Source organism: Nitrosomonas sp. Is37 (genome assembly GCF_033063275.1).
Lineage (GTDB): Bacteria > Pseudomonadota > Gammaproteobacteria > Burkholderiales > Nitrosomonadaceae > Nitrosomonas.
Map to the genome: position 1 here is coordinate 1 of NZ_JAWJYP010000046.1, position 13,780 is coordinate 13,780.

The 13,780-nt window shown below is 45.4% G+C and carries 10 protein-coding genes; 9 read left to right on the forward strand and 1 reads right to left on the reverse strand.

The features are described 5' to 3' along the window. Nucleotides 1-180: hypothetical protein (locus R2Q26_RS14590; protein ID WP_317536959.1), on the forward strand; the 180-nt coding region annotated here is incomplete at its 5' end. Between the two features lie 18 nt (nucleotides 181-198). On the opposite strand, the gene cysB is transcribed toward R2Q26_RS14590, so the two are convergent. Beyond that, nucleotides 199-1,161 carry an HTH-type transcriptional regulator CysB gene (gene cysB, locus R2Q26_RS14595; protein WP_317536960.1) on the reverse strand — a complete coding sequence of 321 codons (963 nt, stop codon included), beginning with the start codon at nucleotides 1,159-1,161 and terminating at the stop codon, nucleotides 199-201. Between the two features lie 351 nt (nucleotides 1,162-1,512). On the opposite strand from cysB, the gene R2Q26_RS14600 reads away from it, so the two are divergent. From R2Q26_RS14600 to R2Q26_RS14635, 8 genes are all read left to right on the forward strand, one after another. Beyond that, nucleotides 1,513-3,609, forward strand: a complete 2,097-nt coding sequence (locus R2Q26_RS14600; protein ID WP_317536961.1) for a nitrite/sulfite reductase — start codon at nucleotides 1,513-1,515, stop codon at nucleotides 3,607-3,609. A gap of 26 nt (nucleotides 3,610-3,635) precedes the next feature. Next, complete coding sequence (locus R2Q26_RS14605) at nucleotides 3,636-4,340, forward strand: phosphoadenylyl-sulfate reductase (RefSeq protein ID WP_317536962.1); 705 nt, start codon at nucleotides 3,636-3,638, stop codon at nucleotides 4,338-4,340. A 38-nt stretch (nucleotides 4,341-4,378) separates the two neighbouring features. Then, the gene (cysD, locus tag R2Q26_RS14610) at nucleotides 4,379-5,284 is read left to right on the forward strand and encodes a sulfate adenylyltransferase subunit CysD (protein ID WP_090571973.1); all 906 of its coding nucleotides are present in this window, start codon (nucleotides 4,379-4,381) and stop codon (nucleotides 5,282-5,284) included. A gap of 69 nt (nucleotides 5,285-5,353) precedes the next feature. After that, nucleotides 5,354-6,625, forward strand: a complete 1,272-nt coding sequence (gene cysN, locus R2Q26_RS14615; RefSeq protein ID WP_317536963.1) for a sulfate adenylyltransferase subunit CysN — start codon at nucleotides 5,354-5,356, stop codon at nucleotides 6,623-6,625. A gap of 182 nt (nucleotides 6,626-6,807) precedes the next feature. After that, nucleotides 6,808-10,320, forward strand: a complete 3,513-nt coding sequence (locus R2Q26_RS14620; protein WP_411182370.1) for an FAD-dependent oxidoreductase — start codon at nucleotides 6,808-6,810, stop codon at nucleotides 10,318-10,320. Between the two features lie 223 nt (nucleotides 10,321-10,543). Beyond that, nucleotides 10,544-11,671, forward strand: a complete 1,128-nt coding sequence (locus R2Q26_RS14625) for a Re/Si-specific NAD(P)(+) transhydrogenase subunit alpha (RefSeq protein ID WP_317536965.1) — start codon at nucleotides 10,544-10,546, stop codon at nucleotides 11,669-11,671. Between the two features lie 73 nt (nucleotides 11,672-11,744). Next, nucleotides 11,745-12,053, forward strand: a complete 309-nt coding sequence (locus R2Q26_RS14630) for a proton-translocating transhydrogenase family protein (RefSeq protein ID WP_090571969.1) — start codon at nucleotides 11,745-11,747, stop codon at nucleotides 12,051-12,053. Next, nucleotides 12,054-13,439 carry an NAD(P)(+) transhydrogenase (Re/Si-specific) subunit beta gene (locus R2Q26_RS14635; RefSeq protein WP_317536966.1) on the forward strand — a complete coding sequence of 462 codons (1,386 nt, stop codon included), beginning with the start codon at nucleotides 12,054-12,056 and terminating at the stop codon, nucleotides 13,437-13,439. Nucleotides 13,440-13,780: the final 341 nt, after the last annotated feature.

Below are 13,780 nucleotides of genomic sequence, written 5' to 3' on the forward strand. Positions count from 1 at the left end.
GTTTCAAGTAATACCACGCCCCAGAGCTTAGGTTGCTCGGATAACGCTTCTTCCGTTTTTTGGTTGATTCATAAAATAGTGAATGTTAACAAACAGCAAAAATCGCTACATCAGCTAGCTCTCACAATTTCCAAACAGTTTCTAAGGAAGCTCAAATTGATTATCAACGCAAGCGAATAACTGGGTTACATGATTCATTTATTCAGTTGTTTCGTGCGGATCTTGTGCAGGTATTTTCTCCTTGTTTTTCATGGTAGCTTTGACGGTAGCTTGATCGAGGTGAGGAGCAAACATTTCGATGAAGTCATAGACGTAACTGCGAATATAGCTGTTACGACTGATGCCGATGCGCGTCGTGCTAGGTTCAAACAGGTGACTGGCATCAATTGCGCGGAGATGTTTGTCGCGGTGTGGGTCGAAAGCCATTTTTGCTAGAATGCCAATGCCCAAACCAAGCTCTACATAAGTTTTAATTATATCGGCATCGATTGCAGTGAGCACTACATTTGGAGTCAACCCTTTGGATTCAAACGCCTGATTAATTTTTGAGCGGCCGGTAAACGCGAAATCATAGGTGATGATGGGATATTGCGCAATTGCTTCTAACGTCAACGGATGTTGTTTGAGCAGAGGGTGCTTGGGGGTAACAATAATACTACGATTCCACTGATAGCAGGGAAGCATGACGAGTTCTTGAAACAATTCGATTGCCTCTGTGGCAATTGCTAGATCAGCTTCGCCTGAGGTGACCAAAGTGGAGATCTGGATTGGGTTGCCTTGACGCAGTATGAGTTTGACTTTAGGGTATCTTTCGGTAAAGCGTTTGATAGCGAGTGGAAGTGCATAACGTGCCTGGGTATGGGTCGTGGCGATAATCAGGGTGCCGCTCGCTTTGTCGCTAAATTCCTGACCAATTTGTTTCAGATTTTCAGCATCTCTGAGCATTCTTTCAGCAATTTCGACGATAGCCTCTCCTGGGGGAGTTATTTTCACAATACGCTTGCCATTACGAACAAAAATATCCACACCCAGTTCTTCTTCAAGAAGTTGAATTTGCCGGCTTATTCCAGGTTGTGACGTGTGCAGACTTTCGGCTGCTTTCGACAAATTCAGATTCTGATTAGCGACTTCGCACAAATAACGTAATTGTTGCAATCTCATGATGGTTTTTATTATAACATAACATTATATTAATCTAACTTAATATTATTTTGAGATATATAATGATGCTGTTATGATACATTTATTAAAACAAAGCAAATCTTTCAAAAAGCATAATATCTGGACGAGAAATCGAACTTTCTGGGCGTGTTTGGTCAATTATGAAGAAGATATAAGAATGACCTGATACTGACTTGCTCAGCATCGCCTTCTCTTTTGAAAGAGTGGATGTTGATAACCACTAACGCCAGAGGATAGATATCGGATAAAATAACAACAAATATTGTTAATATTTTTTATCCGCATTGGCAGCAAGCTGGTGTGATAAAAAACTACGGAGAGAGAAATAGGATGAATTATTTAACCGATCTCGCTAATGATGAGGAAATCGACGCATACGATCAATCATTGCAGGATTTTCTTGCGCAGCGTATGGATGTCGATCGCTTTACTGCTACCCGGCTGCAAATGGGGATTTATGGACAACGCCAGGAAGGCGTCAATATGGTACGTATCAAGATTCCTGGTGGACGGCTGATACCGGTGCAACTCAATGCGATTGCTGATGCGCTGGAAGAATATGCGCAGCATGGTGAAGCACATATCACTACTCGCCAGGATATTCAATTGCACTATGTGCCACTGACGGATACGCCGGCTGTGATGCGTCATCTGGCAAAAGGTAAGCTGACAACCCGTGAAGCATGCGGGAACACGATACGTAATGTAACAGCTTGTCCCCTCGCGGGAGTCTGCTCACGTGAACATACTGATGTCAGTGAGCATCTCAGGGGAGTTGTCAGACATTTTCTGCGTAAGCCTTTGAATCAGTTGATGCCACGCAAATTTAAAATCAGTTTTTCAGGCTGTGAATCGGATTGTGCGCAGGGTATGATCCATGATCTGGGTGTGGTTGCAGTCAGAGAGGGAACGCGCTTTGGTTTCAAAGTGCTGGTAGCCGGGGGGCTGGGACATAAACCTCATGAGGCGATTGTGGTTGAGCCGTTCATCGAAGAAAAAGACTTGTTGTTAGTGATAGAAGCTGTGCTCACGTTGCACAACAAGTATTCTGATCGAGCTAAACGCGCTAAATCACGTATCAAGTTTCTGGTCGATAAATTCGGCGTTGACGGTTTTATTGAGAAATATCGTGAAGAGCTTGCGCGTGTCAAGGAAGCGCTGGCTGATCAGGATTATCCCAAAGGTGTATGGACGGGTGGCGTGGACAGTGAAGTGCCCGGTCCTGGTGCACCTCGCGCACTATTTGCGCAAAAGCAGGCAGGGCTATTTGTGGTGCCGATCAGTGTCCGACTCGGGCAGTTGACCGCAGTACAGATGCGAGGAATCGCCGGGATACTGGAGCAGCATGGTTTGAAAGAGATACGCACGACCCAAGATCAGAATCTGATGTTGGTTAACGTGCCGCAAGAAAATATTGCGGCTATTCAGTCTGCATTAGCAGGCCTTGGCTTGGGCTTGCCAAAAGCGGGCGATAATGTAGTGGCTTGCCCAGGGACTTCCACATGTCGTCTGGGAATCACTTCCAGTCCCACTCTCGGGGGTAAATTATCGGGAGGGAACGATGACTTGCGCATCCGTGTTTCGGGTTGTCACAATGGTTGCGCTCAACCGGAAAGCGGTGATATTGGGATTTATGGTGAAGGCAAGCGCATGTACGGCAAGCTGGTACCTCATTATCAAATGTATTTCGGTGGCAATGGCATGGCTAATGGGGGCTTGGCTTTTAAAGGTCCATCAGTACCGAGTGCGCGCGTTGAAGTGGCGGTGGAGCGGGTGAGATCAGCGTATGCTGCAGATCGTGAAGCGGGAGAAACATTTTTTAACTGGACGCGGCGAGTAGGTCAGGGTTATTTCGCTGAATTGCTGGCTGATGTCGTGGAAGTTAAGCAGGAAGACTTGCACTCGGTGCTGCGTGATCATGGTCAAGGTGATGATTTCAGAGTATTCCAGTTTGGCGGCGGCGAGTGTGCAGGTGCGAAACAATTACAAATTGGCACGGCTTTTTTCGATGCTGCAAATGAGCGCAATTACCGTAATGCGCTTAAGTTTCAGCGCAAATTTGAGGATTCGGTTAAGTGCGCAGAAGAAATTGCACGCTTGATTGGTCAAGGAGTGGTCCAATTGGTAGGTGGTCAGAAATGTGATGATCTGGTAGAGCAAGCGGAAGAGTTGCAACGCGTATTGCCAGCCAAGCCTAATCTGGCTAAAACACTGGCTAAGCTTGTTCAAGATTTTGCGCGCCCTGCCAATGAATTGACGGATGCATTGCTGACTGAATGGTATGCAGAATTGGATGCATGGACACTCGATGTGGCTGAATTCTGTACTGGCTTTAATAGTCAACTCGATTTAACGGGTTCGCTACCACAGGACATTGTCAAATCACTGCAAATTCCGAAAATCTCGCAGTCAGCTACGGCTCTATAAGACCTCTTATGAAAAATAGGAAATAGATGAGTCAATCTGATGTGGCGCAGAAGGTCGAGCAATTACACGTTTTGCTTGCAAAGATACAGCAGGAATATGCGCCTGCTGTGTTTGCCAGCAGTTTTGGTGCTGAAGACATGGTGCTGACCGATTTGATTGCGCGTGACTATCCGGGAATTGCCGTGTTCACGCTAGATACAGGTCGGTTACCTCAAGAAACTTATGATCTGATGCAGGTGGTGAGAGATCGTTATGGTCTTTCTATTCAGGCGTATTTTCCTGATGCAGCTGCAGTGGAAAGTTATGTCGCTCAAAATGGTCCTAACGGTTTTTATCAAAGTGTCGAGTTACGCAAGCGATGCTGTTATATTCGCAAAGTTGAACCACTTCAGCGCGCATTGACAGGCAAGCGCGCCTGGATCACGGGGATGCGTCGCGAACAAGCGGTCACGCGAGACAGTTTGGCTATATCCGCATTTGATGCTGAAAACAATATTCAGAAATTTAATCCGCTTTGCGAATGGAGCAATGCCGAAGTATGGATATATCTCAAGCAGCATGATGTGCCTTACAACAAACTGCATGATCGCTTCTATCCGAGTATCGGTTGTGCTCCTTGTACGCGTGCGATTACACCAGGGGAAGACGTTCGATCTGGGCGTTGGTGGTGGGAGAATCCTGAATCTAAGGAATGTGGCTTGCATGTAGGTAAAGTCGCCTCGATAAAATAAATAGTATTGAATTTTTTTTTGTTAGAAGGTAAAGAAGAATGAGTCATCGAACTTTTACTCACTTAGACGCCTTAGAAAGTGAAGCGATTCACATTATGCGGGAGGTAGCGGCTGAATGCACCAACCCTGCTCTGCTATTCTCTGGAGGGAAAGATTCCATCGTCTTGCTGCGGTTGGCTGAAAAAGCTTTTCGACCGGGACGTTTTCCTTTTCCATTGTTACATATTGATACCGAACACAATTTCCCCGAGGTGATTGAATTTCGCAATCATCGGGCCAAAGAGTTGGGTGAACGCTTGATCGTGCGCAGTATGGAAGATTCCATCAAACAAGGTAGAGTAGTGTTGCGTTCTGAAAATCAAAGCCGCAATCCCTTCCAATCGATTACCTTGTTGGATGCCATTGCGGAATTTCGCTTTGATGCTTGTATTGGTGGAGCGCGTCGTGATGAGGAAAAAGCACGTGCCAAGGAACGAATATTTTCATTCCGCGATGAATTTGGTCAATGGGATCCAAAAAATCAGCGGCCTGAATTATGGAGTCTTTACAACACACGAACCCATCCAGGGGAGAACATTCGTGTTTTTCCTATCAGTAACTGGACCGAGTTAGATGTATGGGAATATATTGAGCGCGAGCAACTGGAAGTTCCTTCTATTTATTTTGCTCATTGGCGGGAAGTTATTCCGCGTGATAGCGGCTTGTTGCCAGTATCACATCTGGTACAACCGAAAGAGGGCGAACATGTAGAAAAAATAATGGTACGTTTTCGCACCGTTGGAGATATGAGCTGTACCTGCCCGGTTGCTTCTCAGGCCAAGAATGTGAGCGAAATTATCGCGGAAACAGCCATGACGCGTATTACTGAACGTGGAGCAACGCGTATGGATGATCAGACTTCAGATGCCTCGATGGAATTACGCAAAAAAGAAGGGTATTTCTAATTCAGCTTGCTTACTGGAAGAAACGACCCATTTCTATTTTAAGAACCACTTGTCAAAGGCTATTATTAAATGTCAGAAGTTAAAAATATAAGGCTTGATCGTGCCGAATTGTTGCGCTTTATTACTGCTGGTAGCGTGGATGACGGAAAAAGCACATTGATTGGACGTTTGTTGCATGATTCAAAATCGATTTTTGAAGATCAGCTGAGCTCTATTGCACGTACTTCAAATAAGCGCGGAATGCAAGCGGTCGATCTTTCTTTGCTGACTGATGGTTTGCAAGCGGAGCGGGAGCAAGGAATAACGATCGATGTGGCTTATCGCTATTTTGCGACGCCAAAACGTAAATTCATCATTGCAGATACTCCTGGCCATGAGCAATATACTCGGAATATGGTTACGGGTGCTTCCACTGCTAATCTGGCGATTATATTGATTGATGCACGCAAGGGTGTGCTAACCCAGTCTCGTCGCCATGCTTATCTGGCCAGTTTGGTAGGGATTCCTCATTTGGTCGTGGCGATTAATAAAATGGATTTGGTCGGATATTCACGCGAGGTATACGAGCAAATTCGTAATGATTTTGCTGCTTTTGCCCAAGGACTCCATTTAAGCAATATTGAATATGTCCCCATGTCTGCCTTGAACGGAGATATGGTGGTAGAAAGAGGTGACAGGCTGACTTGGTATGAAGGTAGGACATTGATGGATTTGCTGGAAAATATCGATATTGAGCATGATGTTAATACCGATGATTTCCGCTTCCCCGTGCAATGGGTTTCTCGCCCACAAACCGAAGAATTACATGATTTCCGGGGATATATGGGACGAATTGAATCAGGCTCCATTCGTGTCGGTGATGAAGTGACGATTCTCCCTTCTGGATTGTCCTCGCGCATTAAAGAGATTCTTTTGTACAAGGATTCTTTTGAGGATGTATTTGCACCGCAATCTGTCACACTGACTATCGAAGATCATTTGGATATTTCTCGGGGGGATATGTTGGTAAAAGCTGGCCAGCAGCCACAAATCAAAAAAGAATTTGCTGCGATGCTATGCTGGTTATCTGAACAACCACTTGATCATCGGCGTAAATATATCGTTAAACATACGACGCGAATGATCAAGGGAATGGTAAATCAGATTGACTATCGTGTGGATGTCAACACGCTCAATCATGAGACGGCAGATTCCTTGAAAATGAATGATATTGCACGGGTGGTGATGAAAGTGCAGCAGCCAATCGTATTTGATGACTATGTCCGTAATCGTGCTACCGGTAGCTTTATTATTATTGATGAAACGAGCAACAATACCGTCGCAGCCGGCATGATTTGTTAGATACGTTTTCTGGTGAATAAACAGAATTTTACGATGACGAGAAAAGTAGTCAGTATCCATCTTCATTCAAAATTAGCTTGAGTCAATCTTAAGCAATTGACGCCATTTTTCATCCTAAATCCTCCATTTCTCATCTATCTATAAAAATATCGATAAAAACAATTATGACAAATTTAGCATTAATGCCTAGCAAACCATCGATAGAAGCCGTTTTTCCTGATTTTAGATTTGGTATGGCTTTTGCTGATTTGTATTGCCGTGATGGTTTGGTAAAGCTGGATCAGGCGTTTCTTGATTTTCTGCAAGCGGGAGACGCTGAACTGCGTAGCCGCTTGGATCAGGCACGCCTAAATCCTGATGGCTTGGCGCTCAAAGATGAATCTGCTTTTCTGATTGAGCTTGCTCCGTGGTTGGAAGATTTCATTGCACAGTTATTTGGTATTGACAAGGAAGTGCATACACTTGCTGCGCGTCATCATGAGCTTGCGCCGCTTTATTTTTGCAAGCGGCAATTTGTGCAGCGTCGTGCCAAAACTAAGGTAAGCGATGAAGTGTTACAAACAATAGATGCTATTGCCCTAGAAAAGAAACTCGAAGAGGAATTTGGCGAACCTTTTTCCGAGCTGGTGTTTGCCACTCACGTGGCCAGATGGTTAGAGGATGAAGCAAATAATGCAGCGCGCTTAAATGATGCGTTGCACTATGCTGCCTGGGCGTTACGCACCCCTGAAGGGCAAGCACATACCCAGCAAGGCGTGTTATTCAAGTCACCGGCAAAACTCGATTATTTGCACTTGTTATCAATGGTGACCGATGATCATGCAGGCTATACCGTCCATCGGCTTGAGCACCTGCGTCAACGTGAAGGATTTTCGCTGACAGATCAAGGGACCGACCTGGTGGGTGCGCTGGATGAAGCCAATTATTGCATCTGGTGTCATGAGCAAGGCAAGGATTCCTGCTCAAAAGGACTCAAAGTCAAACCTAAAAATGCCGAGGAACCACCTACTTTCAAGAAAAGCGAGTTAGGGGCGTTACTCGCAGGCTGCCCCCTGGAAGAGCGAATCTCGGAATTTCATAAGCTCAAGACGCAGGGAGTGGCGATTGGCAGCTTAGCAATGATTGTACTGGACAACCCCATGTGCGCAGGAACGGGGCATCGTATCTGTAATGACTGCATGAAATCCTGCATTTATCAGAAGCAAGATCCGGTAGATATTCCGCAAGCAGAGACCCGCACACTTAAAGATGTGCTCGAATTGCCTTGGGGGTTTGAGATATATAGCTTGCTTACACGCTGGAACCCACTTAATTTACGCAGAACTTTACCCAGACCAGCTACCGGTAAGAAAGTATTGGTAGTGGGCATGGGACCCGCTGGCTATACTCTGGCACACCATTTAATGAACGATGGTCACACTGTGGTAGGAGTAGATGGTCTCAAGATTGAACCATTACCTGCAGAGATTTCTGGAGTCGATCTGCATGGGGAGCGTGTACCCTTTAGCGCTATTCGCGATACTAACATGCTCCGTGTTGATCTGAATGAGCGCACCCCAGGCGGTTTTGGCGGAGTGGCCGAATACGGTATTACTGTGCGCTGGGATAAAAATTTTCTTCAATTAATCCGTCTTTTACTAGAGCGGCGGCCAGAATTTGCACTTTATGGTGGAATACGCTTTGGCGGTACTATGACAGTGGATGATGCGCTGGCTTTGGGTTTTGATCATATCGCCCTGGCTGCAGGCGCAGGACGCCCAACGGTTCTTGATTTACCGAATGGTTTGGCACGTGGTGTGCGTGCAGCTTCTGATTTTTTGATGGCACTTCAGCTGTCCGGTGCAGCACAGGCTGATTCTATCGCTAACGTGCAGCTGCGCTTACCCGTTGTTGTGATTGGTGGTGGACTCACTGCAATCGATGCGGCTACGGAAGCTTTGGCTTACTATCCGGTCCAGGTTGAGAAATTTTTACAGCGTTATGAGGTGCTTGCTTTAGAACAGGGAGAGACTGTGGTTCGCAACCGCTGGGATGAAGAGGAACGGGAAATCGCTGAGGAATTTTTGGCGCACGCCCGAGCTATTCGTGCCGAGCGTGTGCAGGCAGCCAAGGAAGGGCGAGTAGCGGATATTCTGAAGCTATTGCAATCATGGGGTGGAGCTACTATTGCGTATCGTAAGCGATTGATTGATAGCCCTTCTTATACGCTGAATCATGAAGAAGTTGAGAAAGCAATGGAGGAAGGTATCTGGTTTGCTGAAGGGCTTACGCCGGTAAGTGTAGATATCGATCAGTGGGAGCATACCCAGTCAATTAGATTTTCTGTGCAAACAGTAGATGAAGCAGGGCAATGGCAAAAAATCAGGGAAGTTGATTTACCCGCACGTGCAATCCTGGTAGCCGCTGGTACCCAGCCGAATACTGTTCTTGCCAGAGAAGATGAGAAATATTTCAAATTGAATGGACGCTATTTTGCAGCTTGCGATGATCAGGGTAATCCAGTTAGCTTAACAAAGGGCAATCCTAAGCCAGAAACACCAGCGGTCTTGCTGAGTCACTGCGACGATGGGCGTTTTATCAGTTTCTTTGGTGATTTGCATCCGTCTTATTCAGGTAATGTGGTTAAAGCCATGGCTAGTGCCAAACAAGGTTACCCAATTGTCAGTCGAGTGCTTGAGCGTGTTACGCCGGCCTCGACTCAATTGAATGCACAGTTTTTTGCTGATATGAATCATCAATTGAGACCGACTGTTCATAAAGTGGAAAGACTCACGCCTAATATTATCGAAGTGGTCGTGCGCGCGCCCATGGCAGCGAAACATTTCCATCCCGGACAGTTTTTCCGCTTCCAGAATTTTGCAACATTAGCTTCTACGATAGGGAATACCCGGCTAGCGATGGAGGGTATTGCATTGACGGGAGCATCGGTAGATATTTCGAATGGACTTGTCTCCCTGATTGCGCTGGAAATGGGTGGTTCAGCAAATTTATGTACCCTGCTTAAGCCTGACGAACCCGTTGTGCTGATGGGACCTACTGGCACGCCCACCGAAATTTTACCCGATGAGACTCTCGTCCTGGTTGGTGGAGGACTTGGAAATGCAGTCTTGTTTTCTATTGGGGCTGCTGCCCGTGCAGCAGGATGCCGGGTTTTGTATTTTGCTGGTTACAAAAAACTGGTTGATCGCTATAAGGTTGCTGAAATTGAATCTGCGGCAGATACAGTTGTATGGTGTTGTGATGAAGCACCTGGGTTTGAACCTTCCAGACCAGGTGATTTTAGTTTCGTTGGTAATATTGTGCAGGCGATGGTAGCTTATGGCAGCGGTGCGCTCGGCGCACAACCTATATCCTTGGCAGATGCTGACCGTATCATTGCAATTGGCTCTGATCGAATGATGGCGGCTGTCGGTTATGCGCGCCATCATCAGTTGCAGCCATATTTGAAAAAGAATCACTTTGCTATTGGCTCTATCAATTCACCGATGCAATGTATGATGAAGGAAATTTGCGCACAGTGTTTACAACCGCATAAAGATCCTGAAACGGGTGAGATTACTTACGTTTTTTCATGCTTCAATCAGGACCAACCATTGGATTGGGTTGATTTTGGTAGCCTATCGTCACGCTTGCGTCAGAATAGCGTACAGGAAAAATTAACTAGCCAATGGTTAGGTCGTTGTCTGAAAAATTAAATTAATTAAAAAAGCATTGCTTTTTATAGTGTTTATTGTATTTCGAATGCACATGACTATGAATTTGATGGTTAAAAATTGCAATAATGCATAGATAAGTTATGTGTAAGTTTCAATCAAAGCAGTGAATACACCTGGATTCATTTATAATCACGCATTCAAGAAAAATTATGCAATGCATTAAGTATTTTCAAGTTTGAATAGAGGATAAGGGAGATAATCGATGCACATAGGCATACCTGCAGAAATTCATGCGGGAGAAACACGTGTAGCAGCTACGCCGGAAACGGTTAAAAAATATACTGCCAAGGGATTTCATACTGTTCTGATCCAGTCTGGCGCAGGTGCTGGCGCCAGTATTCCTGATGCTGCATACCAAGATGCGGGTGCAGTTATCGTTAATGATGTATCACAATTGTATAGCCAATCGCAGATTATACTGAAAGTACGCGGGCCAGAAACGGAAGAGCTGGCTCTAATGCGTAAAGATGCGGTTTTGATCGGATTGCTATCACCTCATCGGATGGAAGGAATCGAGGCACTCGCCAGACATGGTCTGACTGCGTTTGCTATGGAAAAATTGCCGCGTATTTCTCGTGCTCAAAGTATGGATGTCTTGTCTTCTCAGGCGAATATTGGTGGATACAAAGCAGTCATTATCGCTGCTAATGTTTATCAGAAATTTTTTCCCATGTTGATGACAGCAGCGGGAACAGTCAAAGCAGCAAGGGTATTGGTGCTGGGGGCAGGGGTAGCAGGTTTGCAGGCGATTGCAACAGCTAAACGGCAGGGAGCAGTGATAGAAGCATTTGATGTACGTCCTGCAGTTAAGGAACAAGTCGAAAGCCTTGGTGCAAAATTTGTAGAAGTTCCACTAACTGATGAAGAAAAGGCAAAGGCTGAAACAGCTGGAGGCTATGCTACAGAAATGTCGGATGATTACAAACGCCGACAGGGAGAATTAGTTCATGAAAGAGCTATCGTGGCGGATATTGTCATTACGACCGCGCTGATACCTGGACGCCCGGCACCCGTTTTAATAAAGGAAGAAACAGTTAAAGCAATGAAGCCTGGGTCGGTGATCGTGGATATGGCAGTGGAGGCAGGCGGAAACTGTCCTTTGACAGAGCTGAATAAAACTGTGGTTAAACATGGTGTTCATCTCGTTGGTATTGCTAATCTTCCTGGTCTAGTTGCTACAGATGCAAGTGCGCTGTATGCACGAAATCTTATGAATTTCCTTAATTTGATGCTTGATGCCAATAGTGGGGAATTCAAAATTAACCAAGAAGATGAGATTGTTGCCGGAACATTGATATGCTCAGGCGGAGAAATTATCAAAAAAGCGTAAGACAACAAGTAATCTATTGTTTTGATGTGCGCTTTAATATCAATAAAAGTTAATGAGTTCAAGAGGAATAAACATGATTGGTGAAATTGATCCAACGATAATTCATCTGACAGTATTCGTGTTGGCGGTTTTTGTTGGCTATCACGTGGTCTGGAATGTAACACCAGCTTTACATACACCGCTGATGTCAGTGACTAATGCAATTTCAAGTATTATTTTAGTAGGTGCAATGTTGGCTGCAGGGCCCGCTGAAACTGATTGGGGAGTCTGGTTGGGAGGAGCGGCTGTTATCCTTGCTTCCATCAACGTATTTGGTGGATTTCTCGTTACACAACGCATGCTGGAAATGTTTAGAAAAAAAGATAAAAAAGGAAGCGCCTAAATGTCTGCTGATTTGATTGCTCTCGCTTATCTGGTTGCAGCGGTTTTTTTCATTCTGGCGCTGAAAGGGCTTAGCTCGCCCCTTTCTGCTCGGCGTGGTAACTTGTTTGGAATGGTTGGGATGACGATTGCCGTTGGTACTACCCTGACCATTACTCAGAATTGGACATTAATATTGGGTTGTATCGCTATCGGTGGGATAATAGGTTCTATCGTGGCGCAGCGAGTCCAGATGACTGCAATGCCGGAGCTGGTTGCTTTTATGCACTCTCTAGTAGGTTTGGCTGCGGTATTCATTGCGATTGCCGCCGTTAACAATCCTGTTTCATTCGGCTTGCCTGAGATGCTGCCAGCTGGTAGTAAGCTGGAATTGTTTCTGGGGACGTTTATTGGTGCCATGACCTGGTCTGGCTCAGTCATTGCGTTTCTTAAATTGTCTGGTCGCATGAGCGGGGCTCCGGTGGTTTTCGCTGGACAACACATGATCAATCTAACATTAGCATTAGTCATGATTGGTTTTGGTTTATGGTTCTTTTTTAGTGACACGACCAACTGGACCGCATTTATCGTAATGACAGCTATCGCTTTCTTGCTCGGATTCCTCATTATTATTCCTATTGGGGGAGCAGATATGCCGGTAGTCATTTCTATGTTGAATTCCTATTCAGGCTGGGCCGCGGCAGGTATCGGTTTTTCGCTAGGTAATCCGATGCTGATTATTGCTGGTTCGTTGGTAGGCAGTTCTGGCGCAATTCTATCGTATATCATGTGTAAAGCCATGAACCGTCCTTTTCTTTCAGTCATACTGGGTGGCTTTGGCAGTGAGGGTGGAAGCCAAGGAGCTGCGGATGGAACACAGAAAACCTATCGCAGTGGTAGTGCAGAGGATGCAGCCTTCCTGATGAGTAATGCCGACAGTGTTATTATTGTTCCTGGATATGGGCTAGCTGTTGCCCGTGCGCAACATGCAGTCAATGAGCTTGCAGAAGTGTTACATGAAAAAGGTGTGAATGTTCGTTTTGCCATCCACCCTGTCGCAGGTCGTATGCCGGGGCACATGAATGTCTTGCTTGCTGAGGCAGAAATACCCTATGAACAGGTCCTGGAAATGGATGAAATCAATAGCGACTTTCCTAATACCGATGTGGTGCTTGTTCTGGGAGCAAATGACGTAGTCAATCCGGCTGCAAATGTGCCGGGTAGCCCTATCTATGGCATGCCTATTCTTGAAGCGCATAAGGCTCGTACCGTAGTAGTTGTTAAACGTAGTATGGCTGCTGGTTACGCAGGTCTTGATAATGATTTGTTCTATATGGACAAGACTATGATGGTGTTTGGGGATGCCAAAAAAGTGGTAGAGGAAATGGTCAAAGGGGTTAATGCGTAGAAAAGATTCTTATTCTTTTAAGTTGCCTTCTTAGCATTAATAGAAAATTAATTAATGTTGGCTTTATTGAGCTAGAATAAGCAGTTCCAAGTTAAGCGATCGATCGTACTAGGTACCGCACAAACTGACAGCTTGCTTATTGACGTGATTGTGGCAATAGATTTAAGCCACAATCACGCTCTCCGTTTTATTTCCTTATTTAATAGATCATAAGCGACAATCTTCCTTAGTTACAAGGAAGATTCAAGTTGTCCGCCGGTATAGTGGAGCTATAGTCAAATCTGGTGTATAGAGAGTTAAGCGGCTGCCTGTTTTTGATCTCCTGATTGTTTAATGCCGTT

What these genes read in the sequence shown, in the direction of transcription:
- cysD (WP_090571973.1), top strand. Translation starts at nt 4,379, where the DNA reads ATGAGTCATCGAACTTTTACTCACTTAGACGCCTTAGAAAGTGAAGCG.
- R2Q26_RS14635 (WP_317536966.1), top strand. Translation starts at nt 12,054, where the DNA reads ATGTCTGCTGATTTGATTGCTCTCGCTTATCTGGTTGCAGCGGTTTTT.
- cysN (WP_317536963.1), top strand. Translation starts at nt 5,354, where the DNA reads ATGTCAGAAGTTAAAAATATAAGGCTTGATCGTGCCGAATTGTTGCGC.
- R2Q26_RS14620 (WP_411182370.1), top strand. Translation starts at nt 6,808, where the DNA reads ATGCCTAGCAAACCATCGATAGAAGCCGTTTTTCCTGATTTTAGATTT.
- R2Q26_RS14600 (WP_317536961.1), top strand. Translation starts at nt 1,513, where the DNA reads ATGAATTATTTAACCGATCTCGCTAATGATGAGGAAATCGACGCATAC.
- R2Q26_RS14630 (WP_090571969.1), top strand. Translation starts at nt 11,745, where the DNA reads ATGATTGGTGAAATTGATCCAACGATAATTCATCTGACAGTATTCGTG.
- R2Q26_RS14605 (WP_317536962.1), top strand. Translation starts at nt 3,636, where the DNA reads ATGAGTCAATCTGATGTGGCGCAGAAGGTCGAGCAATTACACGTTTTG.
- R2Q26_RS14625 (WP_317536965.1), top strand. Translation starts at nt 10,544, where the DNA reads ATGCACATAGGCATACCTGCAGAAATTCATGCGGGAGAAACACGTGTA.
- cysB (WP_317536960.1), bottom strand. Translation starts at nt 1,161, where the DNA reads ATGAGATTGCAACAATTACGTTATTTGTGCGAAGTCGCTAATCAGAAT.